This window comes from Paraburkholderia sp. BCC1884 (assembly GCF_900996225.1).
In the GTDB taxonomy this organism is placed as follows: domain Bacteria; phylum Pseudomonadota; class Gammaproteobacteria; order Burkholderiales; family Burkholderiaceae; genus Paraburkholderia.
Genome location: NZ_CAAJGL010000011.1, coordinates 195,230 through 218,021, shown reverse-complemented (window position 1 = coordinate 218,021; position 22,792 = coordinate 195,230). Strand labels below are relative to the sequence as shown.

Genomic DNA, 22,792 nt, shown 5'->3' with positions numbered 1-22,792 from the left:
AAGGATCGCTACGCCAGACGTCGCCGCGCCGTCGCCACGAGTCGATCGAAAGAGAAGGTGCCGGCCGCGAGCGCGGCGCTATCCGGAAAGTACTCGCGCGCGATGTCGGTCAACACCTGACCGGGCGGTGCTTCGATCAGCACGCGTGCGCCCATCTCCTGCATCACCGTGAGCGCGTCGAACCAGCGCACGGTGTAGCGCATATTGGTGGCGAGGTCGTCGCGGATCGCGTCGGCCGTATACAACGGCCGGCCGCCGCGATTGCCGACATAGGTGCTGCGCGGCGCTTGAAAAGGCACTTCGCGCGCGTAGGCCACGAGTTCGTCCGAAGCATGCGCGAGCAGTTCGCAATGCGACGGCACGCTCACCGCGAGACGCGTGGCCTTGCGCGCGCCAGCGGCCAGTGCGCGGTCGATGAAGCGGTCAAGCGCCGCATTCGCGCCCGCCACCACGATCTGGCGCGGCGCATTGACATTGCCGATGTAGACGCGCTGCCGGTCCTGATCCAGATGCTGCGCGGCGAGTCGTTCCACTTCATGTTCCGTCAAGCCGGACACCGCAGCCAGACCATAGCCCGACGGATAAGCGGTTTCCATCAGCTCGGCTCGTCGTCGGACCATCTGCAGCGCGTGGTCGAAACGAACCGCGCCGCAACTGACTGCTGCCGCGTAAGCGCCGACCGACAAACCCGCGCTCATCTGCGGCATGAAGCCTTCATCGGCTAACGCACGTGCCACGGCCACGCCGGCTACCGTGAGCCCGACCTGTACCGCGATGGTCGAGCGTAGGGCGTTTTCGGTGTCCAGATTCAAGACGTCGGTGCCTAGCACCTCGGAGGCTTCTTCGACCGTGCGATGCACAGCGGGATGCTGCGGCAGACCATGCAGGAACCCTTGGGCCTGTGCACCCTGGCCGGGAAAGAGCAGCGCGAGCATCAGGCGTTTTCGCTCCGATTGTCGGCCCACGGATCCGCGATCAACTGCGGCCCGCGCGCGTGGCGCGCCATCACGCGTGCTTTGCCCGCGGCCCACTCGCTGAGCGCTACGCCGCCCGCAGGTGTTTCGAGTTGCGCGTCGACGCGAATGCCGGCGCGATGGCCGCAGGTTTGCAGATGGTTCAGCAACGCAGCAGCAAGCTCTAGTGAAAGCGGCTCGGGCGTGCGGATCAGCAGATCGAGATCGCTCGATACGCTCACTACCGGTATCTGCGTGGTCAACTCGAAGCCGACGCTGCCTGTCGGGCCCCAATCGAAGCATCCCGCTAGCAGGCCGCTCGGATCGCTCTGCATTGCATGAAATGCGACGAAGGCTGGCAAGGTGGCGCGTCCGTCGAGTGGCGCCGCTTTCGCGAGCATGTCCGGCGACACGGCGTGAACGATCTCCGCCAACTGCGCCCACGTGCCATACCGTTGCGACCTTCCCACGCCACGCACGCCGATCGCGACGAAGCCGTCGGCCGCGAGCGCGCGTCGCACGACCGCATACGGCGCACGTGCGAAAGCTTCGCGCACCCACGGCGGTTCATCGTCGAAGACCGACAGGCTGCGCAACTGCAGCAGATCGTGCGGCCGCCAGCGCGCATCGGAGGCTAACGCCTGCTCCTGGGCAAACGGCGACGTGGCACAAACCTGCATCAGACGGCATCCCATTGTTCGGCCAGACGCCGGCGCACCTCGATCGATGCCGCGCGATTCTTCTGCGCCTGCGCCGACTTCAGCCGATGCGACAGATCACGCCGCTCATCGCTGCGGGCACTGCGAATCTGCTCGGCCAGCACCGCGCGCACCCGTTCGACCTGCGCGGCATCGGGCGCATCCGCATCGACGCTTTCGATCAGCTGGTCGAGCAAACCGAGTTTGGCGAACGAGGCCATCGAGTACGACATCGGTACGATGGTTTCGCCGAGCGCGTCGAGTTCTGCTACCGTGCGTCGCGTGACGCGCGCTGCGGCTTCCTTACCCATCGCGTGAACCATGGTGCCGGGCGCATCGAGCGCGACGATGCGATTGGCCTGATAACCGTGCGCGAGAAATGCGCCCGACATCGCGGGGCCGACGATCAACGCGACCACCGGATGACCCGCATCGCGCGCCGTTGCATAAGCATCGACCGCAGCGGCACAGGCGAGGTGAACGCCGAGCATTTCCTCGCGATAGCCGTATGCCTGGCTTTTCACATCGACGATCGCGACGATCGGGCGACGCGTGCCGTTCGCCTTGTCCTGCTCGATCGTTTCGCGCACCGCGCGGGCGAGCTGCCAGCCCTGTTCGAGGCCGACCACGTTATCGGTCGCGCGCGGAAAGCGATTGGCGGCGTCGGGCACGACCGTGATGAAACGTGCGGTCTCGCCGCCGAGCGGCGCATCGCCGCTCAATACCGGTGCCGGGCTGGACGAGTGGCCGGCGAGCGCCTGGAACCAGCGTGCGCCGCGGCTGAGAGAGGTATCGCTCATGCTTGCTCCTTGCGCGAGTCGTTGTCGTCGCGACGATTGAACACGTCGCGCATGGTGTCCGGTGTGATGCTGGCGGGATCGACCTGCGCGAGCCGCTGCAAGAACGTCTCGACCTGTTCGGTGCGATGCGCGGCCGGGACGCCTTGCGTGAAGGCGTCGTGCACGGCGCTGCGCACATCGTCGGCGCTGTCGTCGACCAGCCGATCGGCCAGCGCGGTCGCGGCGCGTTGTTCGCCGCCGATCAGTTGCCATACGCGGCGGCGGTCGCTCGCATCGAGTTCGTCGATGCCGGCTTCCTGTTCGATCACCTCGGGCCCATTCATGCCGAGGCGGCCCTGTTTCGTCACGACCAGATACGAGCACAACGCGGCCGCAAGCGACATGCCGCCGAAGCAGCCGACCATGCCCGCGATCACGCCGACCACCGGGACATAGCGGCGCAACGCAACGATCGCCGCCTGCATCTCCGCAATCACGGCGAGGCCGAGGTTGGCTTCCTGCAGACGCACGCCGCCGGTCTCGAACAACACCACCGGCCGCACGATCTTGCCGCGCTCACAATCGCGCAGCGCCATTTCGAGCGCCGCGGCAATCTTGCTGCCCGACACTTCGCCGATGCTGCCGCCCTGGAACGCGGATTCGATCGCCGCGACCACGGCGGGTTCGCCATCGATGGTGCCGCGCGCGATCACGCAACCGTCATCGGCCTGGCAGACCACGCCTTGCAGCGGCAACCACGGCGACTCGATGCGGTCGAACGGACCGAGCAGTTCGCGGAAGCTGCCCGCATCCAGCAAGGCACGGGCGCGCTCGCGTGCCGGCAATTCGATGAAACTATCGCGCAACAGCGGCGCGGGACTGGTGCTCGCAAGCGTGCTCATGCGTCGTCTCCCTGTTCGGCGGCCTCGACCGCTTCCGCGAGTCGCAAGGCCACGACGCCGGGCGTGGCGCCGAAGTCGTTGATTTCGATCTGGACCGCGCCGTCGTAGCGCGTGAAAAAGCGGTCGAGCACGCTTTTCCAGATATGGCTGTAGCCGTCGACGCTAGTGCGCACGACCACGTGCGCCGCCAGCGTGCTGGCCTGATCGACGGGCGACAGCAGCACTTCCAGATCGCCCGACCCCACCACGCCGACGTGCGCGCGGGTCGTGACGGCGCGTTGCGCCGGATAGTCGAAGGTCAGATTTTCCATGTGACGGGGCTCCCGCTGGCGGCGTGGCGCGCCAGCATGTCGAGAAAAAGGGTAGCGGCAAGCAGATCGGCTGCGCCGCCGGGCGATGCGTTGAGCGACAGCAATTCGAGGTCGAGCGCGGCGAGGGCGGCGGCGCCTTGCGGCGTCGAACTGCCGCCGGCCGCCAGCACGCGTTGCGCGCCGAGTTGACCGGCTTGCAGACCGGGCAGACCCGCGCGATGCAGCAGGCAGGTATCGTCGAGCGACGCCATGATGGAGAGCAGCGCGTCGATCCGCGCGGCGTTTTCATCGATGCCGCGCGCGCGGGCCGCGAGCAAGGCGGGCAAGCCGACCGCGATCACATGCGGGAAACCGTCCTGTGCTTCGCGACGTGCGCCGCCTACCTGATAGCGCTGCCGTGCCCGTTCGCCGTGGCTATCGGAAGGCGCGGCGAAGCGGTCGGGAAAACAGGCGATCTGTGCGGCCAGCGAGCCGATCCGCGCGGCATCGTTACAAGCCGCGCCGTTGTCGAGCGACGCGCCCGCCACCAGCAAGCCGACGATCCAGATCGCGCCGCGATGCGCATTGCTGCCGTCGGTGGCGAGCATCATCTCCTGCTCGCCGGTGCGGCCGATCTGCGCGAGTTCGGTGCGCAACAACGCGGACGGCTCGCGATGGTGGCGCGCCGCGTGTGCCAGCGTCGCGAAGGTCGGCTCGAGTGCGTATGCCGAGCGCAGCATGGTGGCGAGATCGAGGTCGCGATGCGCGCCGCTGCCGCGTTGATCGACCAAAGCAGGTTTCGGCGTGAGTTGCGCTTCGTCGATCAACGCGGTGACGGCGTAGCGCGCGAGTTGCGCATCACCGGCTGACGGAACGTGCGCGACGATACCGCGTGCGTCGACACGCAGCGTCGCGGCAGAGGCGCGTTCCGCACGCTTGAGCAAGGCAGCGGGCGCCATGCTTACCAGCTCCTGAAGCGAGCCGGCGGTTCGTACAGACCACCCGACCATGTCACCAGGTCGTCGATGCTGCGTGCGGCGAGCAGCGAACGCTTGGCTTCGCCGCGACGAATGCCGAGGTCTTCCGGATACGCGACGATGCCGCGCCGGCGCAGCTCCGCCGTTTTCTCCGGCTTCGCGCGCAAGCCGATCGGCGTCACGCCGGCTACGGCGGCAATCGCGGCGCGCCGCTCGTCGATACCTTCGGCCTTGTGCAGATGCGCGATGCCTTCTTCCGTGACGACATGGCTGACGTCGTCGCCGTAGATCATCACGGGGGCGATCGGCATGCCGCTTTTTTGGCCGACCGCGACGGCGTCGAGTTCATCGACGAAGGTCGGCTCGCCGCCTTTCTTGTAGGTCTCGGCCATCTGCACCACCAGCTTGTGGCCGCGCGATACCGGGCCCTCGTCTTTCAGCAGTTTGAGCCAGGCTTCGCTCGAATGACGCCGGCCGCGTGGATCGTGGCCCATGTTCGGCGCGCCGCCGAAACCCGCCAGACGTCCGCGCGTGACAGTGGACGAATTCGCGTCCGCGTCGATCTGCAAGGTCGAGCCGATGAACAGGTCCACACCGTATTGCCCCGCCAGCTGGCACAGCACGCGGTTCGAACGCAGGCTGCCGTCGTTGCCGGTGAAGAACACGTCGGGGCGCGCTTCGATATACGCCTCCATGCCGACTTCACTGCCGAAACAATGGATGCTGTCGACCCAGCCCGATTCGATCGCGGGAATCATGGTGGGATGCGGATTGAGCGTCCAGTTGCGACAGATCTTGCCTTTCAGACCAAGCGATTCTCCATACGTGGGCAGCAGCAATTCGATCGCCGCGGTATCGAAACCGATACCGTGATTCAGCGATGTCACGCCATACGGTTCGTAGATGCCGCGAATCACCATCATCGCGGTGAGCACCTGCAGGTCGCCGATGTGACGCGGATCGCGCGTGAACAGCGGTTCGACCGCGAACGGACGGTCGGCCTGCACGACCACGTCGACCCACGAGCCGGGAATATCGACGCGCGGCAGTTCGTCGACGATCTCGTTGACCTGCACGATCACGATGCCGTGACGGAACGCGGCGGCTTCGGCGATGGTCGGGGTGTCTTCGGTATTCGGGCCGGTATACAGATTGCCGTGACGGTCGGCTTTTTCGGCGCACAGCAGCGCGACGTGCGGCGTGAGATCCACGAACATGCGTGCGTACAACTCGACATAGGTATAGATCGCGCCGATTTCGAGCTGGCCGTCTTCGAGCAGTTGCGCGACCCGCAAGCTCTGCGTGCCGGCAAACGAGAAGTCGACCTTGTGAGCGATGCCGCGCTCGAACAGCGTCAGATGCTCAGGACGGCCGATGCTCGAAATCAGCAGATGCACGTCGTGGATTTTCTGCGGATCGACCTGAGCCAACGAACGTGAGAGGAAGTCGGCCTGCTTCTGGTTGTCGCCCTCGAGGGCGACGCGGTCGCCCGGTTGAATCAGCGTTTCAAGCGCGTCGACGATGCGGTTCGACGGCAGCACGCCGTTTTCCAGCCAGGGCGCGATGGCCGCGAGGCGGCGGTTCTTTTCGTCACGGCGCGTAGTCCATGACCGTGCGGCGGGTGGTGCTTCGGCAGGGCGGTTCATTGGCTCAGTCAGCTCCCGGAAGGTGCGCGCGCGCGTCTGCCGCGCGGCTTGGGTTGATTCGCAAGCGCGGCTTCCGCCTGCGCGCGTTCGGTCAGAAAACGGTGCAGCAGATTGCCGGTGCCGAGCAGATGCGCGACGACCAGCCGCTGCGCAGTGGGAATATCGCGTCGCTCGACGGCATCGAGCAGGGCAGCGTGTTCACTGTCCGACTCGCCTTTGTACGCAGGCAGGCCGAACTTCAGGCGCAAATAACGTTCGCCACGCCGATGCAGCATGCCGATCATGTCTTCGAGCTGCGGCCGGGCGGCGGGCGCATAAAGACTCATATGAAACGCGACGTTGCGCTCGACGTAGAGCGACGGGTTCGATTCGCGCTCGGCGGCGCGGCAGAGGCTGGCGCATTCGCGCAGCGTCGCGGCGGTGTGATGGGGGATCGCGAGGCCGAGCGCGAGGCTCTCCAGCGCCGAGCGGATTTCATAGATCTCGCGCGCCTCGTCCGCCGACAAGGGCGCGACGGTCGCGCCTTTATGCACGGCGGTACGCGCCCAGCCCTCGCTTTCCAACTGACGCAGCGCCTCGCGCACGGGAATTGCGCTGACGGAGAAGTGACGGGCGATCGCGTCTTGCCGCAACGGCGCGCCAGGCGCCAGCGTGCCGTCGACAATCGCCGCGCGCAACGCCTCCGCAATCACTCGCGACGTGCTCTCTCGCGGCGCCACCGCGGGTAGATGCGGGCTGCGTGCCGAGGCGTCCAGGGGAAAACCACCAATTGCGTCGTTCATAGTATTGAATATTATATATGAAATGGCGCATTTAGCAGGCGGGGCAAACCCGGAAAATTTTTACCGGGCCCGTCGACAGCGTCCTTTCTCTTTGTAGTACGAGGACTCGTGATTTCAACAACAAAACGCGGCGTTGGTCGTTTGCGTCGCGTCGTTCCCTTTACGCAGGACAACCGCAGGGCCGGAGGAGCATGATGAATTCACTAACCGACCGCGGCTCGGTCGCGCGGCGTCGAACGCCGCTCAATCGTTCGCAGATTGCCGGGTTTTGGGGCGCATGGGCAGGCTGGACGCTCGACGGGATGGACTCGTTCATCTACGCGCTGGTCCTCACGCCGGCCTTGACCGAATTACTGCCGCGTTCGGGCTATGCGGCGACGCCGGCCAACGTCGGCCTCGCCGGGTCGATCCTGTTCGCGCTGTTTCTGGTTGGCTGGGGTCTGTCCTTCATCTGGGGCCCGCTGGCCGATCGCTTCGGCCGCACCAAGGTGCTGGCCGGCACCATCTTCACCTTCGCCATTTTCACGGGACTCGCCGCGACGTCGCACAACGTGTGGGAGCTCGCCATCTACCGTTTTATCGCGGGCGTGGGGATCGGCGGCGAATGGGCGCTGGCCGGCACTTACGTGGCGGAATCGTGGCCGGAAGATCGTCGCAAGATGGGGGCGGGGTATCTGCAAACGGGTTATTACGCCGGGTTCTTCCTGGCTGCCGCGCTGAACTACACGATCGGCGTGCATTACGGCTGGCGCGCGATGTTCCTGACCGGCGCGGTGCCCGTGGTGGTCGCGATTCTGGTGCTGTTGCGCGTGAAGGAGTCGGAGAAGTGGCAGAAGACCGATACGCGCGCCGTGCGCACCAGTCCGCTGCGCGAAATCCTGGGGCCGGCTTACCGGCGTCGCACGTGGGTGGCGTGCATTCTGTTGACGATCGCGATCATCGGCTTGTGGGCCGGCGCGGTGTATGAGCCGTCCGCCGTGATCCAGCTGGCAACCAAGGCCGGTATGGCGAAGAACGATGCGATCAGGACGGCGTCGCTGGCCACGGGGCTGCTGTCTATCGCGACGATCCTGGGCTGCCTGGCGTTGCCGCCGATGGCGGAGCGCATCGGCCGCAAGAAGACGCTGGCGATTTATTTTGCGGGGATGGCGGTGGCGATCGTCGGCAGTTTCGGCTGGGCGTTCTATCTGCCGAACGGGTTGGCGCCGTTCATCGCATGGCTGTGCGTGCTGGGGTTCTTCGGCGGGAATTTTGCGCTGTTCAGCCTGTGGCTGCCGGAGCAGTTCGAAACCCGCGTTCGGGCGACGGCGTTTGCGTTCTGCACGTCGTTCGGGCGATTTGTCGGCGCCGGGGTCAACTTTTTGCTCGGCGCGGCAGTGCTGCATATGCATACGCTCGGGCTGCCGGTGGCGTTGACCGCAATTGTGTTCGTCATCGGGCTATTCGTGATTCCGTTCGCGCCGGAGACGAAGGGCGAAGTGTTGCCGCAGTGAGGTGATGCAGGAAACCTTGTATTTGCTGAGTTCGTCGAAGAACGCCCAACGGCTTGCCAGGTCCATCGCCCAACTGAACGCCGGCGGTGCGACCGCGCGCGAACTGCTGACCGATGAACCGACACAAAAGCCGCAACGAGGAAACCTCAAAGGCTGACAGCATTTTTATGTTTACCGACGACGCCTGGGACGACTACCGGCATTGGCAGGAAACCGACCGCAAGGTCGTGCGCAAGATCAATACGTTGTTGGAGGAATGCCGGCGCGATCCGTTCCGGGGCACCGGCAAACCGGAACCGTTGGTCGGCAGCCTGACTGGTTTGTGGTCGCGCAGGATCACGCTTGCGGATCGGCTCGTCTATCTGCCGGCAGACGGCAAGATTTATGTGATCGCCTGTCGTTTCCACTACGACGCCTGAACGAAAAACACACTTACACCGCGGGCTGCGGCCCGCGGCCAGCCGCGACGTTCAATCCGCGTGATGCCGTGCTGGTGCGCCGGGCCGCAACCACGACAGCAGCGGCCAGCCGAGATTCACGCCCAGACTCGCGACCACGATCAGTACCATGCCCGCGAGCTGCGGCAACGACAGCGCCCGTCCGTACACCACCGCATCGACCACGATGGCCGTGAGCGGATACACGAACAGCAGCACGGCGATGATCGGCGTGCTCAGCTTGGGCAGCGCGCCGTAAATCAGCACATACGAGAGTCCCGTATGCAGCACGCCCATACCGACCAGCCAGAACCATTGCATCGGGCCGATATGCGCGGCCGTGAGCGGCGCAATGAACGGCAGGCACACCACACCGACTGCGCATTGCGCGAGCGTCAGCAGATGCGGGCGGAGATCGCCGAGCCCTTTCGCAATCAAGGTGACGCTCGCATACAGCACCGACCCGACCAGCGCTTCGCCGATACCGATCAGATAACTCGTCTGACCCTGCAGATTCCCGGTCGCCGCGACACCCGACGCGAGCACGAGTCCGACGAAAGCGGTCGCGATCCAGCCAAGCCGGTCCACGCCCAGGCGTTCATTGAACAGCGCCGCGCCGATCAGCACGACCCAGAACGGCTGCACATGAAACACCACGGTCGCAACCGCGATGCTGGTGCGATGAATCGCATCGAAGAAGCCGACCCATTGCGTGACCATCAAGACGCCGGAGATCAGCGCCAGCGTGAGCGAGCGGCGTGTGAAATGCGCGCGCGTGAAAAAGCCTTTCCATGCGCAATACGCGGCCAGCGATAGAAAACCGAACAGGCAGCGAAAGAAGACGAGCGTCAACGCACCGAGCCGCGCCTCTTCGACGAAGATGCCGAGCGTGCCCATCAGAAGCCCGCCGCTGGCCAGCGTGATGGCGCCTTGTTGACGCTGCGAGAGGGACATGAGGGCCATGCCGAACGGTCTCCGTAGTGTGATGTCCGGAGTATTGCGCCGCTTGCGCCTCATCGGCAAACGAATTAAATTGAGCAATTCCATAAGCTGGATTGATAAATCATGCACCCCGAATTCGACGTCGATCTGCTGCGCACTTTCGTCGCGGTAGTGGAAACGGGCAGCTTCACGAAGGCATCGGCGATGGTGCATCGCTCGCAAGCGGCCGTCAGCATGCAGATCAAACGGCTCGAAACCATGCTCGGCACCACGCTGTTCGCCCGCAATACGCGCAATCTGTCGCTTACGCGACCGGGCAATACGTTGCTCGAATACGCGCGGCGCGTGCTGGCGTTGCACGAGGAGGCATGGTCGGCGATCGTGCGACCGGAAGTCACCGGGCGCGTCGTGCTAGGCGCGCCGGACGACTACGTGTCGTCGCTGTTGTCGCCGGTGCTGCGGCGCTTTTCGAATCTGTATCCGCATGTGGAGATCGAGATCGTCTGCGCGCAGAGCACGTCGCTCGCGCCCATGCTGGCGGATAACAAGATCGATCTGGCCTTCGTCACGCGCGACCGCAAATTGCGCGGCGAATTCGTGCGCAGCGAGCCGATGGTGTGGGTGGGGGCGTCAGTGGATACGCCGGTGCTGGCGGCCTCGCCGTTGCCGGTGGGACTGTATGAGCCGGGTTGCGTGGCGCGTCAGCATACGCTTGCCGCGCTCGACGGCGCGCGGCTTCGCTATCGCGCGGCCTTCAGCAGCGCCAGCCTGATGGGACTCGTGGCGACGGTGGATGCGGGGCTGTCGGTGATTGCGCTCACGCGTTGCAGCGTACCGTCGCGTTTGGCGATTCTCGGCGAAGCGCAAGGCTTGCCGAAGATCGCGCCGCTCGAAATCGTGGTGGCGCGCAGCGCCAAATCGGACCGACCGACTTGCGATTATCTGGCCGCGCAGATGGTGCAGGATTTGTCGCTGCGTCCGCAGACGCAGGCGCAGGCACAGGCCCACTCGCAGCCGCGCGGTGCGGCTGCGGCGTGAGCGCGTTGACTTATAAAGGAAAACTAACTTCAGCCGCGCGGATAAGCCGTCACTTCGCCATCCACCGCGAGCCGCACCTGTTCGCCGGGCCGCGGCGACAGATAACCCGGCACGCGTGCGCGCACCAAGGTTCGCGCGCCGGACTGCAACTGCAGCGCAACGCCGGCGTCCTGCCCCTGGAAGATCACATCGGTGACGATGGCGTCATGCGCTGCGCCAGCGGCCGGCATCTCCCCGGCGCGCAGCAGACGAATCTGCTCGGGCCGCAGCATCACATCGACCGCGCCTTGGGCAATCGGCGCGGACAACGGCAAATCGCCGAGTTCACACTGCACGCGATCCTGCGTGACCATCCCCGGCAACAACACAGCTTCGCCGACGAACGAGGCCAGCTCGCGCGTCACGGGTCGTCGATAGAGGGTTTGCGGCGTTGCCGTCTGGATCAGCCGGCCGTTCCACAGTACCGCCACTTCGTGACCGAGCGACAAGGCCTCGGATTGATCGTGCGTAACCAGCACGGCGGTCGCGCCGGTCGCGGCCAACGCGCTCGCCACCGCTTGCCGGGTTTCGAGCCGCAAGGCGGCATCGAGCGAGGAAAAGGGTTCGTCGAGCATCACGAGCGTGGGCGAGGGCGCCAACGCGCGCGCCAACGCGACGCGTTGCTGCTGACCGCCCGACAACTGCTGCGGCGCGCGCGTGCCGAAGTCCGCCGGCAAGCCGACCAGCTCCAGTAACTCGGCCACGCGATGCCGCGCACGGCGTTGCGTACGCGGCAAGCCGAACACGATGTTGTCCGCCACCGACAGATGCGGAAACAGCGCGCCTTCCTGCGGCACGTAACCGATGCGCCGCTGTTCCGACGGCACGTGCAGGCTGTCGCCGACGACACGCCGGCCGTCGATCTCGACGCTGCCGGCATCCGCGCGTTCGAAGCCGCATAGAAGACGCAGCAGGGTCGTCTTGCCGCTGCCCGACGGACCGAGCAACGCGAGCAGAGTGCCGCGCTCGACCGAGAGATCGATGCCGTGCAGCACCGGATGACCGTCGAACGCTTTTTGCAGTCCGCGGATACGAAGTTCGCTCATGAAAATCCGATGATTGAAGCGTGTGACGTCGCGCGCATTAGTGGTGATCGCCGAGCAGCGCCGACTTGCCGAGTAGCGCGAACAGCAAACCCGAGGCGAACAGCGAGATGCCGGTGAGCAGCGCCGCATAGGGCGCGGCGGCGGCGAATGCCATCGTCGAGGTGTCGGCCCAGACCTGGGTGGCGAGCGTCTGCGTGTCGAGTGGAGAAAGCAGCAGCGTTGCGTTCAGTTCGGTGACGACCGAGATGAACACCATCGCCGCGGCCGCGCCGAGTCCCGGGCCCGCCAGCGGCAAAACCACGCGAAACAAAGTCTGCGACCAGTTCAGGCCGAGGGCGCGGGACGTTTCTTCGAGTCGCGGCTGCGCCTGCATGAAGGCGGCGCGCACGCTCACCAGCGCGACCGGCATGAACAGCATCGCGTAAGCGACCACCAGCAACGTCGCGCTTTGATAGAGCGGCTGCAGCCAGTGCACCGAAAGCGACACGATCGCGAGCGCGATCACTAGCCCCGGGACGCCTTGCGCGAGAAACACGGTGCGCTCGAACAGCGTCGCGAAACGCGACGGATAGCGCACCAGCAGAAAGGCGAGCGGCACCACCAGCAGCGTAGTCAAAGCAGCAGCGGCAAGACCGAAACCGACCGATGAGAGCGTCGCATTGAACAGCAACTCCGGCGACACGTCCGCCGGCGTGACGGCAGCCGCGCCCGGTTGCGTGAGCCAGTAGCCGATCATGCCGAGCGGCACGCCGAGCGTGGTGATCGTCAGCAGCGCAAAGCCGGTCACGACGACCCAGCGCCACGCGCCGAGGTCGTAACGCAAGACCGCGCGACGCGTGCCCCGATCGACACGTTCATAGCGCGCCGCGCCGCGCACGCGAAACTCGAAGGCCAGCACGATCAGGCAAATCACGATCAGCAGACACGCCAGCAGCGAAGCGCCGCCACCGTCGAAACTGGTGCGGAATTCCGCGTAGATCTGCGTCGTGAAGGTATGAAAACGCAGCAGCGTAAACGCGCCGAATTCGGACAGCACGCCGAGCGCCACCAGCAACATGCCGCCGAGCAACGCGGGTCGCAGTTGCGGCAGCACCACACGAATAAAGGTCGTCCAGCGATTGCAGCCGAGTGCGCGTGCGCTTTCTTCGAGCGCCGGGTCCATGCCGCGCAACGCGGCGGCCACCGGCAAGTAAACGAGCGGGAAATACGCACAGGTCAGCACCAGCAACGCGCCGTTGAAGTCCTGTAAATCCTGGCTCAACGACACCCACGCATAGCTCGAAATAAACGCCGGCATGGCGAGCGGCGCGGCCGACAGCACGGCCCACGCGCGCCGTCCCGGCAAATGCGTGCGTTCGACGAACCAGGCCGCCGCCGTGCCGATCAGCGCCGACACCAGTGTGGTCGCGACCGTGATCATCACCGTGTTGACCAGCAGTTCGCCGACCAGCGGCCGGAACACCAGATCGACCGCTTCACCTGCGCCGAAGCTCGCTGCGCGCCAGAACGTAAACGCAATCGGCAGCAACACCAGCAAAGCGCTGAGAGTTGCTGCCGCGAACAAACCGCGCGGTGCGCGCAAACGGGCGCGCACCGGCACGGTCGAGACAGCCGGAGGGCCGGCTGACAGGGCTTCGCTCATTTACAGCAGGCCTGCCTGGCGCAGCAGCTTGCCGGCCTGGCTATCGTCGCCGAGTTGCTGGATGGAAAGCGCCGGCGGGCTCAGTTCGGTGAACGGCTTGAGGATCGGGTCCGGTGCGACGCCTGCGTGCAGCGGATATTCGAACATCACGTGGCTGTCCGCCATCAACTTCTGGGCGCGTTCGCTGACCAGATAGGCGAGGAACTTCTGTGCGCCGTCCACGTTATGCGCCGACTTCAGCACGGCCGCGCCCGACACGTTCACCGCTGCGCCGGCGTCGCCGTTGCCGAAGTGATAGATCGCGCTGCGGGTCTTGCCGTCGCCGATTTCAGCATGCAGACGGGCCCAGTAGTAGTTGTTGATCAAACCGGTCGCGACCCCGCCGCGATTGACGGCGGCCACCACGCCTTCGTCGTCGTCGAAAATCTGCGCGTTGGCTTTCAGGCCCTTGAGCCAGGCCACCGTTTGCGCTTCACCCTTCAGCGCGAGCACGGCGCTCACGAGCGGCAGGAAGTCGCTGTCGCTCGGAGCGATGCCGACCTTGCCCTTCCATTCCGGCCTGGCCAGATCGAACAGCGATTGCGGCAGTTGCGACGCCTGGATCTTGGTCGTGTTGTAGGCCAGCACGTTTTCACGCGCGGTCACGGCCACCCAGTCGCCCGACGGCGAGCTGTAACGCACCGGCACGGCGGCGAGCGTGGCGGGGTCCACCTTGTTGAGCAGGCCTTTTTCTTCGAGCAGCATCAGCTCGGGCGAGTTTTCCGTGAAGTACACGTCGGCCGGCGTGGCCGAACCTTCAGCGATGATCTGCGCGGCCATGGCCGGGCCTTCGCCGTTGCGGATCTTCACCGAAATGCCCGAGGCCTTTTCGAAGTCCTTGGCGAGCACGTTGACGACCTGCTCGTGCTGCGCGTTATAGAGCGTGATCGACGCGGCATGCGCGGCCGACGGCACCGTCGCGAAAGCCGCGAGCGTAAGCGCTGCTGTGCTGCTGATGTGGCGCAGGCGGGTGCCAAACCATGTTTGAGCCATGATCCTGAATTCCGTTGATAGTGTTGTTGTTGATCTTGGGAGCGCTGCTTGTGCTGCCATGAGTCCGGCCGCTCGCGCGGTTGGGCTCATGGCTTTTTACCAGGCTTTCATTACGTCTCGAACAGCCCCGCGCCGATATACGAACCCGGCTTCGCACCCGGCGGCACCGCGAACACCGCGCTGCCGACGTGAGTCGTGAACTGGTTCATCATGTCGAACTTCGCGAGCCGGTCGTTGATCGGAATGAAGCCCTTGCGCGGGTCGCTCTGGTGCGCGACGAAAATCAGACCCGCGTCGTACTCCGTTTCCTGGCGCCATGGCGGCCAGCGCTCGATGTAGAAGTTCGTGCCGTCGTTGTACGAGTACGAGCGGCGCAAAATCTGCGCGCCGTTGTTGGTCGCCTGATTCGACAGACGCACGTGCGAGTTCTCCGGAATCACCGGATTGCCGTCCTTGTCCTCTTCCTTCAGGTCGACGGCGTCGAACTCGTTCTTCTTGCCGATCGGCGCACCGCTGTACTTGTGACGGCCGAACACCTGTTCCTGGAAATCCACCTCGGTGTTGTCCCAGTGTTCCAGCGTGATGCGGATGCGCCGCACGACGGTATAGGTGCCGCCTTCCATCCACGGCGCGTCGGGGCTGGCGCCGGCCCACACGAATTCGTTCATCAGCTTCGGCTGCGCGGTGGGCGGATTGTTGGTGCCGTCCTTGAAACCCATCAGATTGCGCGGCGTCTGGCCGCGCGGACCCGACAGGAAGCCGGACTGGCCCCAACGCATCGCCGCGGTGCCGTAAGCGAGACGCGACAATTGCCGGACCGCGTGAAACGCGACCTGCTGATCGTTCGCGCAAGCCTGGATGAACAGGTCGCCGCCGGTCTTTTCCGCGATCAGCTGATCGCCGTTGAAACGCGGCAGATCGACGAGCGCGGCGGGGCGGCGCGCGGCGAGGCCGTAGCGGTCCTTGCCGTCTTTCGTGAACAGTCCAGGGCCGAAACCGAAGGTGATCGTCAGGCCGCAAGGGCCGAGACCGAGCACGTCGCCGGAATCGGGCGCGGCTTTGTTGTCGGCGGCTTCATGGGTCGGCAATGGCGCGGCCGTGCTGCCTTGCGTCATGCGCGCGGCGGCGTCGGTCCAGGCGCGCAGCAGCGCGATCACGTCCTCGCGCTTGTCGGTGCTCAGGTCGAGCGCGGCCACATACGTGTGGCTTTGCTGCGGCGTGACGATGCCGCCTTGATGCAAACCGTAGAACGGCTCGACAGCCAGTTGCGGATCGGCGGCGCTGTGCGCCGCCGCCCTGGCGAGCGCGGCCTGCGGCGCAAGACTCGCACCGAGGCTCGCGCCGGCGGCCACTGCTGCGCCGCCTGCCTTCAGGAAGCCGCGCCGTGAGGGCCGCGGGGGTCGATCGTTTGCCATATTTACTGCACCTTCATTTCGGCTGCGGGGTGTTGTGCTTACTTCGCGAGGACCAAGGTGTTGACGTCGTCCTGTACATAGTAGAAGCCGTCGCCTTCCGGCGTCAAAGCCAGACCGAACAGGTCGCCGTTGCCCGGGGGCGATTGCGCCTTGTCCGTGTCGATCCAGCGCGCGTAGAGCTGCTTGCCGGTGGCCGGATCGATTTCGACGATCTGGCCGTTCAGCGCGTTGGTCACGAGCAGGTGGCCGTTGGGTGCGGTGACCATCGCGAGCGGACGATGCAGCAGGCCGTCGGCGGTCAGCTGGCGGCCCACGCCGGCGCTGGCGTCGCGCGTCATCGGTTCGTCGATTTCGGTGACGCGGTTGCCGATTGCGTCGGATACGTACAGCAGCTTCTGATCGCTCGACAGCGCAAGGCCGGTCGGGCCGACTAGGAACACGCCCTTGTCGGCCTGCGCGCCGAAGCCGCTGCCTACTACGGTTTCCTTCTTCACGACCGGCGGCTTGCCTTCCGGCACGTCCAGATCCAGACGCAGCACGGTGGCCTGCTTGAACACCGGCGGATTGCCGTCCGCGCCGCCCACGCCGAAGCCGGCGTTGCTGACGAACAGCGTGGCGCTGGTGCCGTTGTCGACGACCGCCATGTTGCCCCACGGATCGTTGATGTTCGGGCTGCTGATGGTCGAGGCGACCTTGCCTTGCGAATCGAGCACGATCAGGCAGCCCGCGCCCTTGGTGCCGGTGGTGCCGTCATTGCTCGGCGTGCTGCCGATGATCACGTAGCCCGACTTGAGCATGGTCATCGCGGTCGACAGGCCGATGCCGCCCGGGCATTCCTTCAGATCGCGCGGCACCGTGGCGAACACCGTCATTTCTTTGGTGTCCGGATGATAGTTGATGATCGTGCTGCCGGTGCCTTGCAGATTGGTCGAGTTGTTGAAGTTGCCGACCAGCACGTCGCCCTTTTTGACGGTGCCCGCCGAGACCGGCGCGACCACCACCGCATACGGGTTCTGGTCGCCGTTGCCCGGCACGGTGTTGATCAGCGTGGTGTGATGCTTGATGGTTTCGAGGAAACCTTGCGGTTCGGCGTAAGCGCTGCCGGCCGCCGCGAAAGCGGCGACGCTGGCTGCTGCGGCGATCAGAGCGCGCGCGGCGCGCGGCGTGAATCTGCGCGTGGACTGGTTCATGAGTGTGCCTCCGTGCGAGCGCACAAAACGGTGATATCGGTCATGATCGAAAGCATGGATTTCGCTTTATCGGTAGCGTGTGAATTGGGTGCGCGCATCAGAAGTTGATGTTGGTCCGCACGCCGACGACGAACGTGTTGCGCAGCGGCTGCGTCGGATCGTTCGGATTCTGGCCTGCGCCGGCATTGAAGGTGTATTGCGCGTCGGCCTGCAGTTGCCACCACGGATTGACCTGGTATTGATAGGTCGCCTCGAGCGTGGTTTCACTGGTGCGCACGCCGTACGGGCCGCCGCTGAAGTTCAGGGCGTCCTGGTCCGCGTCGTGCACGTTGCTGCCGACCTTGATGTAGGTGGCGGCGAGGCCGACGCTGTCGTTGTCGCGGCCGGCGAACGGCGCTTTCAGCACGATGCCGACGTTGGCCGCGAGGCTCACCAGATTGCGGTCGTTCGGCGCGCCCATGACGCGCGCAAAGACGTTCAGGCTGCGCGGCTCGTCCGGGTCCGGACGCCAGATCATCTGATCGGCCACTGCGTAGATGCTGTAGTCGCCGTGATGGTTCTGGGCGACACCGGTCGTGGCCGGGCTCGCCAGCGGCAGGCCGCTGTTGTCGAAACGCTGATCCCCGAAGCTGCCGTTGTTGTACCAGACGCCGAGCTTGTAGGTGCCCGGCAAACCGTTGTTGCCCATGCCGACCATTTCGCCGTCGGACGGCTGGTTGATCGCGTACTGCAACTCGCCGATGAACAGCGTGCCGTTGTGCAGGTTGAAGTTGGTGCCGCTGAGGTTGTTCGGGTTGTTGCCGAGCGGGTCGCCGTCGAATACGCCGGCCAATGCCGTCAACGAAGGCGTGATCTGGCCGCGCACGCGAATGCCGAGATCGGACAGCGGATACGCCGGGCCGCCGGAGGGCATGTCGTACGAGGGCAGGGCAGGCCAGCCGAACATCGTGTTGACGAACAGCGCCGAGTTCGAGCTCGTGATGAATTCCTGGTCGATACTTTGCTGACCGATCTTCACGTCGACACGTTTGTTCAGGAACGACTGCTGGTACCACAATTCCCACAGACGGGTGGTGTCGTCCGCTTCGATGCCGCTCGCCGTGTTCAGCGTGCCGAGCTTGTTGGCGCTCAGGTTGGCGCCGTGAATCTGCAACGCGCTCACGTTGAAGAGGCCACCCGGCAAGCCGAAGGCCTTCTGCGTGTCCATCTGCACGGTTGCGGTGGTCAGGCCGTCGTAGTCGGCGCCCTTTGCCAGACCGCCGCGCAGGTTGGCCAGCACTTCACTGGTTTCGGTGAGCTGGAACGTCACGCCATATTTGCCGAGCCACGGTCGCAGGCCGCCGATGTCGCCGAGCATCTGCTGACGATTCCAGAAGCCGGTCCACTGATTAGTCTGAGTCGCCTTGATGTTCAGGTCAGCCTCGGGCGCTTCAGGCGTAGCATCTGGATTGGCTTCGGCCATCGCCGCGCCGGCTGTGAGCGAGGCCCATGCGAATGCCGTGAGGAGTGCGGCACGCCGCATCGAAGGCAAGCGTGAGCGGCGGCTGGCGCGCGGAGCGGGATCGCGAAACGGATGCACTTGCGCGCTGGGTCCGTTGAGTTGGGCGAACTTCATCGAAATCCTTATTGGTGTTGTATCGACTGAATAAGCATCGTGGCGTAACCGCTCGCGATTTGCCGTGTCGGTCCGCGACACCGGACACAGCGATGCCGAGATCGTACGCATGCGTTATAGGTGCGTCAACACAAATGAGAACGATTCGCATCAATATTACTAAGTTGTCATTTTATTCTTTACGTACTGCTACGTGCGGCTATTTGTTCGTAATTGAAAACAAATCAAAGAGTAAGTAAGTCGTAGGGTTGTGGTCATATCGAACGTGTGGAGAGGGGATGTGTCGAACGCGCACGAGCAAGCACGAGCCACCCAGAAGTCCATTCAGGAGATGAACATGAACAAGCGCATCCTTTTCATTTCGTTGCTGGCAAGCGGCGGTTTGCTGGTGAGCGGCGTGTCGAACGCTCAGTTGAATCTGAAGCAGTTCGGCATTGGCGGCGGCGGCGACAGTTCCGCGAATGCGGGTGCCGCGGCGGGCGCGGCTTCGCCCGGCGGCGTGTCGCAACTGCTGCAGACCTATGTGGGCGCAAACCAGCAGGTCTTGAGCGGCCAGTCGAGTCTCGCATCGGCGATGGGCATGAGCAGCGCCGCGGGGCAGGCGCAATCGGCGGCGGGTCTGCTGAGCGGCGGCACGCCGTCGGTGACTCAGTTGACCCAGGTGGGCAGCACGCAGCAGTCGCTTTCGCAATCGCTGACCCAGGCCTTCGCAAGCCGCGCGAGCGGCAGCGCCTCCGCCACGCCGGTCAACAAGCAGGCGTTCACGGACGGCCTGTCGTCGCTGGGTAAAGGCGTGAGCCAGTATTCGAGTCTGCAGTCCGGGCTGGGCAGTGTCGGCCAGATGAGTCCGTCGTCGCTGCTGCAGGGCGGCATGAATCCGCAGACGGCGCAAAGCGCGTCGTACATCGCACAATCGGCGCCGGGGCAATTGCAATCGTTGATGTCGACGCTGAGTTCGGCTGTGCAATTCGCGTCGAGTCACGGGATCAGCGTGCCGTCCGTCGCGACGTCGGCGTTGAAGGGCGCACAGTAACGGACAGGCAGCAGAAAGCGGCTATGATCGACTCCCAGCGACCTAACCCGATCGGGGCCTTGCCGATGCTGCATAACGTGAATCTGGACAACTACTTCGCCCGTATTGGCTACGCCGGGGAGCGCGTGGCCACGCTGGAGGTCCTGCAGGCGTTGCATCGGCTGCATCCGCGCGCGATTCCTTTTGAGAATCTGAATCCGCTCACACGGCGCGCCGTCAAGCTGGATCTCGAATCGATCGAGCACAAGCTCGTCGACCAGCATCGCGGCGGCTATTGCTTCGAACAGAACGCGTTGCTGGCCAATGTGCTCACGCAGTTGGGATTCAACATCACGCCGCTGCTCGGCCGGGTTTTGTGGGGGCGTGAAGCCGACGCCCCCGTGCCGCCCCGCACGCACATGGTGCTGCGCATCGATCTCGACGACGAAGCGTGGATCGCCGATGTCGGCTTCGGCAGCGTGACGCTGCCCGCGCCGCTGCGCCTCGCCACCGGTCTCGCTCAACGCACGCAACTGGGCACCTTCCGTCTCGCGGATGCCTCGCGCGACGCGCGCTATCTCGAAGTGCAGGCCGCCGACGAGAGCTGGACGCGCGTCTACCGTTTCGATCTGCAACCGGTCGAGTGGATCGATTACGAGACTTCGAACTGGTACACGTCCACCTCGCCGGATTCGATTTTCGCGAGCAACCTGATCGTGTGCCGGGTGTTGTCCGAAGTGCGGCTCACCTTGCTCAACGATCGGCTTTACGAACGCGCGGCCGATGGGCAGATCATCAGCGAGCGGCAAATCACGAGTGTCGACGAACTCGCGGCCTGTCTGCACGGGCAGTTCGGTTTGAACACAGGTGACATCGACCTCGCCGATGTTTTCGAACGCATCCGCACGCCGGCCAATCGCGTCTAGCGGGTGAGCGTCATGATCGCGCGTCTCATCGTCCAGACGGTGATCTGGCTGGCAGGTATGAGCGCCTTGCTGTTCGGCGCGGCGGGCACGTTTGCGTGGCCCGCCGCGTGGTGGTATGTGATCGAGCTGGGCGCGCTGAGTCTGTGGATCGGTTTATGGCTGGCGCGTCATGATCCTGGCTTGCTCGCCGAGCGTCTTGCGCCGATCGTCCAGCCACAACAAAGCCGCTGGGATCGCGTCTTCATGGTGAGCGTGGCGGTTCTGTGGTGCGCGTGGCTCGTGTTGATGGGCCTGGACGCCATGCGTTTTCACTGGTCGGCGCCGATGCCGGTCGTGCTGGTCAGCCTCGGGTCGCTGTGCGTGGCGCTCTGCCTTTTCATGTGCCGCTTCGTGTTCCGGGCCAACAGTTACGCCGCACCCGTCGTGAAGGTCCAGGCCAGTCGCGGCCACAAGGTGATCGATAGCGGACCTTACGCGCATGTGCGTCATCCGATGTATTCGTCCGCGCTCTTTCTGTTCGTCGGTACGCCCTTGCTGCTCGGCTCGTGGTGGGGGCTCGCCTGTGTGCCCATCATGGTGGCCGGCATCGGCTGGCGCGCGGTGCGCGAGGAAAGCGTGCTTGCCGCGCAACTCGACGGCTATACGGACTACATGGCGCGCGTGCAGTTCCGCTTCGTGCCGTACATCTGGTAGGGCGTTTTTTAGGCGTGCCGCCGCCTGTCGCATCCCTCTCGCGTTAGTCAACCTGTCTAGACAAAGCGCGCTACGTCTGGCTGCATCGGCAGCGCTATCTTTCATTCGCCATTCAATCAAAGCCACCCGGAGAGCCCTGTCACAAGGGATCGTCTAGGGGCTTACCCGATGATTCTGCGAATTTATTGCAATGCCACTTGCGACGGCTTTTTGACTCATGCAGACTTGTCTATACAAATTCAGCGGCAGATAAAGATCAAGCTCGACGGTTTCCTCAATCAAAGGAGTTTCGACGTGAAAGTGAAGCGCACGACGGCAGCAAAAGTATTGATGGGCGCCGTTCTCGGCGCCGCAACGATTTTCGCGGCACCGGTGCAGGCCAAAGACTGGAAAACGGTGACGATCGCGCTCGAAGGCGGCTACGCGCCGTGGAACCTGACCTTGCCCGGCGGCAAGCTCGGTGGCTTCGAGCCCGAACTGGTCGCGAATCTGTGCGAACGCATCAAGCTGCAATGCAACCTCGTCGCGCAAGATTGGGACGGCATGATTCCCGGTCTGCAAGCCGGCAAGTTCGATGTCCTGATGGACGCGATCTCCATCACGCCGGAACGCGAAAAGATCATCGCCTTCTCGCGCCCGTACGCCGCTACGCCGGCCACGTTCGCCGTGTCCGACACGAAGGTGCTGCCCAAGGCCGCGCCGGGTGCTGGCGTGGTCAAGCTCTCGGGTGATCCGAAAACCGATCAGCCCACCGTCGACGCCTTGCGCAAGCAGCTGAAGGGCAAGACCATCGGTATCCAGTCGGGCACCGTCTACACCAAGTTCATCAACGACGGCTTCAAGGACATTGCCACGATCCGGGTCTACAAGACGTCGCCGGAACGCGATCTGGATCTGGCCAACGGCCGCATCGACGCTTCGTTCGACGACGTGACGTACTACGCCGCCAACCTCGACAAGAAAGACGCCGCGTCGATCTCGATGGCCGGTCCGAAGATCGGCGGTCCGATCTGGGGTCCGGGCGAAGGCCTCGCGTTCCGCAAACAGGACGCCGACCTGAAGGCGAAGTTCGACACCGCGATCGCCGCTGCGCTCGCCGACGGCACCGTCAAGAAGCTGTCCGCCAAGTGGTTCAAGACCGACGTGACGCCTTGATTCGCTGGATGCACAAGTAGGACGGCCGGCGTGGCGCGCATGACGGCGGCGCGCTGGCCGGCTGGTTCGTTCCGCTGTCACGGAAGAGAG

General features: G+C 64.6%; 23 protein-coding genes. 8 read left to right on the top strand and 15 right to left on the bottom strand.

What is annotated here, in order from left to right; translation table 11 throughout:
• Nucleotides 1-8: 8 nt before the first annotated feature.
• From mdcH to FQ705_RS00985, 8 genes are read right to left on the bottom strand one after another with little or no spacing between them, the layout of a single operon-like run.
• Complete coding sequence (mdcH, locus tag FQ705_RS01020) at nucleotides 9-935, bottom strand: malonate decarboxylase subunit epsilon (protein WP_144137609.1); 927 nt, start codon at nucleotides 933-935, stop codon at nucleotides 9-11.
• The gene (locus tag FQ705_RS01015; RefSeq protein ID WP_144137608.1) at nucleotides 935-1,633 is read right to left on the bottom strand and encodes a malonate decarboxylase holo-ACP synthase; all 699 of its coding nucleotides are present in this window, start codon (nucleotides 1,631-1,633) and stop codon (nucleotides 935-937) included. Before FQ705_RS01015 ends, mdcH begins: the two co-directional genes overlap by 1 nt.
• Nucleotides 1,633-2,451, bottom strand: a complete 819-nt coding sequence (mdcE, locus tag FQ705_RS01010) for a biotin-independent malonate decarboxylase subunit gamma (RefSeq protein WP_144137607.1) — start codon at nucleotides 2,449-2,451, stop codon at nucleotides 1,633-1,635. Before mdcE ends, FQ705_RS01015 begins: the two co-directional genes overlap by 1 nt.
• Entirely contained in the window at nucleotides 2,448-3,332 is an 885-nt protein-coding gene (locus FQ705_RS01005) for a biotin-independent malonate decarboxylase subunit beta (protein ID WP_144137606.1), read from the bottom strand. The genes mdcE and FQ705_RS01005 overlap by 4 nt, the downstream gene beginning before the upstream one ends.
• Nucleotides 3,329-3,643: a malonate decarboxylase subunit delta gene (locus FQ705_RS01000; RefSeq protein WP_144137605.1), complete on the bottom strand. Its 315-nt coding sequence runs from the start codon at nucleotides 3,641-3,643 to the stop codon at nucleotides 3,329-3,331. The genes FQ705_RS01005 and FQ705_RS01000 overlap by 4 nt, the downstream gene beginning before the upstream one ends.
• Nucleotides 3,631-4,581, bottom strand: a complete 951-nt coding sequence (locus FQ705_RS00995) for a triphosphoribosyl-dephospho-CoA synthase (protein WP_144137604.1) — start codon at nucleotides 4,579-4,581, stop codon at nucleotides 3,631-3,633. The genes FQ705_RS01000 and FQ705_RS00995 overlap by 13 nt, the downstream gene beginning before the upstream one ends.
• Nucleotides 4,582-4,583: 2 nt before the next feature.
• Entirely contained in the window at nucleotides 4,584-6,245 is a 1,662-nt protein-coding gene (gene mdcA / locus FQ705_RS00990) for a malonate decarboxylase subunit alpha (protein ID WP_144137603.1), read from the bottom strand.
• An 8-nt stretch (nucleotides 6,246-6,253) separates the two neighbouring features.
• Nucleotides 6,254-7,027, bottom strand: coding sequence for a GntR family transcriptional regulator (locus FQ705_RS00985; protein ID WP_144137602.1), 774 nt, complete (start codon nucleotides 7,025-7,027; stop codon nucleotides 6,254-6,256).
• A gap of 194 nt (nucleotides 7,028-7,221) precedes the next feature.
• Between FQ705_RS00985 and FQ705_RS00980 the strand changes: the two genes are divergently transcribed.
• Genes FQ705_RS00980 through FQ705_RS00970 form a run of 3 tightly spaced genes read left to right on the top strand, consistent with a single transcriptional unit; the run spans nucleotide 7,222 to nucleotide 8,939 of the window.
• Nucleotides 7,222-8,520: an MFS transporter gene (locus FQ705_RS00980; RefSeq protein WP_186307756.1), complete on the top strand. Its 1,299-nt coding sequence runs from the start codon at nucleotides 7,222-7,224 to the stop codon at nucleotides 8,518-8,520.
• A 4-nt stretch (nucleotides 8,521-8,524) separates the two neighbouring features.
• Nucleotides 8,525-8,677 carry a type II toxin-antitoxin system Phd/YefM family antitoxin gene (locus FQ705_RS00975; protein ID WP_260854355.1) on the top strand — a complete coding sequence of 51 codons (153 nt, stop codon included), beginning with the start codon at nucleotides 8,525-8,527 and terminating at the stop codon, nucleotides 8,675-8,677.
• Between the two features lie 10 nt (nucleotides 8,678-8,687).
• The gene (locus tag FQ705_RS00970) at nucleotides 8,688-8,939 is read left to right on the top strand and encodes a Txe/YoeB family addiction module toxin (protein WP_144137600.1); all 252 of its coding nucleotides are present in this window, start codon (nucleotides 8,688-8,690) and stop codon (nucleotides 8,937-8,939) included.
• A 51-nt stretch (nucleotides 8,940-8,990) separates the two neighbouring features.
• On the opposite strand, the gene FQ705_RS00965 is transcribed toward FQ705_RS00970, so the two are convergent.
• Nucleotides 8,991-9,911, bottom strand: coding sequence for a DMT family transporter (locus FQ705_RS00965; RefSeq protein ID WP_144137635.1), 921 nt, complete (start codon nucleotides 9,909-9,911; stop codon nucleotides 8,991-8,993).
• A 111-nt stretch (nucleotides 9,912-10,022) separates the two neighbouring features.
• Between FQ705_RS00965 and FQ705_RS00960 the strand changes: the two genes are divergently transcribed.
• Entirely contained in the window at nucleotides 10,023-10,937 is a 915-nt protein-coding gene (locus FQ705_RS00960) for a LysR family transcriptional regulator (RefSeq protein ID WP_144137599.1), read from the top strand.
• A 29-nt stretch (nucleotides 10,938-10,966) separates the two neighbouring features.
• On the opposite strand, the gene FQ705_RS00955 is transcribed toward FQ705_RS00960, so the two are convergent.
• The 6 genes from FQ705_RS00955 to FQ705_RS00930 form a co-directional block, all read right to left on the bottom strand.
• Nucleotides 10,967-12,022, bottom strand: coding sequence for an ABC transporter ATP-binding protein (locus FQ705_RS00955; protein WP_144137598.1), 1,056 nt, complete (start codon nucleotides 12,020-12,022; stop codon nucleotides 10,967-10,969).
• A gap of 37 nt (nucleotides 12,023-12,059) precedes the next feature.
• Nucleotides 12,060-13,664, bottom strand: coding sequence for an ABC transporter permease (locus FQ705_RS00950; RefSeq protein ID WP_144137597.1), 1,605 nt, complete (start codon nucleotides 13,662-13,664; stop codon nucleotides 12,060-12,062).
• The gene (locus tag FQ705_RS00945) at nucleotides 13,665-14,696 is read right to left on the bottom strand and encodes an iron ABC transporter substrate-binding protein (protein ID WP_144137596.1); all 1,032 of its coding nucleotides are present in this window, start codon (nucleotides 14,694-14,696) and stop codon (nucleotides 13,665-13,667) included. It lies immediately after the preceding gene.
• A gap of 110 nt (nucleotides 14,697-14,806) precedes the next feature.
• Nucleotides 14,807-16,111 (bottom strand): iron uptake transporter deferrochelatase/peroxidase subunit, encoded by a 1,305-nt coding sequence (gene efeB / locus FQ705_RS00940; RefSeq protein ID WP_144137595.1) that lies wholly within the window; start codon nucleotides 16,109-16,111, stop codon nucleotides 14,807-14,809.
• A 38-nt stretch (nucleotides 16,112-16,149) separates the two neighbouring features.
• Nucleotides 16,150-17,301: a hypothetical protein gene (locus FQ705_RS00935; protein ID WP_144137594.1), complete on the bottom strand. Its 1,152-nt coding sequence runs from the start codon at nucleotides 17,299-17,301 to the stop codon at nucleotides 16,150-16,152.
• A gap of 97 nt (nucleotides 17,302-17,398) precedes the next feature.
• Nucleotides 17,399-18,916, bottom strand: coding sequence for a carbohydrate porin (locus tag FQ705_RS00930; RefSeq protein WP_144137593.1), 1,518 nt, complete (start codon nucleotides 18,914-18,916; stop codon nucleotides 17,399-17,401).
• Between the two features lie 337 nt (nucleotides 18,917-19,253).
• On the opposite strand from FQ705_RS00930, the gene FQ705_RS00925 reads away from it, so the two are divergent.
• The 4 genes from FQ705_RS00925 to FQ705_RS00910 all read left to right on the top strand — a co-directional run bounded on the left by FQ705_RS00925 (nucleotide 19,254) and on the right by FQ705_RS00910 (nucleotide 22,702).
• The gene (locus FQ705_RS00925) at nucleotides 19,254-19,949 is read left to right on the top strand and encodes a hypothetical protein (protein WP_144137592.1); all 696 of its coding nucleotides are present in this window, start codon (nucleotides 19,254-19,256) and stop codon (nucleotides 19,947-19,949) included.
• A 65-nt stretch (nucleotides 19,950-20,014) separates the two neighbouring features.
• Nucleotides 20,015-20,854, top strand: a complete 840-nt coding sequence (locus FQ705_RS00920) for an arylamine N-acetyltransferase family protein (RefSeq protein WP_144137634.1) — start codon at nucleotides 20,015-20,017, stop codon at nucleotides 20,852-20,854.
• Nucleotides 20,855-20,866: 12 nt separating this feature from the next.
• Complete coding sequence (locus tag FQ705_RS00915) at nucleotides 20,867-21,547, top strand: methyltransferase family protein (protein WP_144137591.1); 681 nt, start codon at nucleotides 20,867-20,869, stop codon at nucleotides 21,545-21,547.
• Nucleotides 21,548-21,877: 330 nt separating this feature from the next.
• Nucleotides 21,878-22,702: a transporter substrate-binding domain-containing protein gene (locus FQ705_RS00910; protein WP_409934665.1), complete on the top strand. Its 825-nt coding sequence runs from the start codon at nucleotides 21,878-21,880 to the stop codon at nucleotides 22,700-22,702.
• The last annotated feature ends 90 nt before the right edge of the window (nucleotides 22,703-22,792 follow it).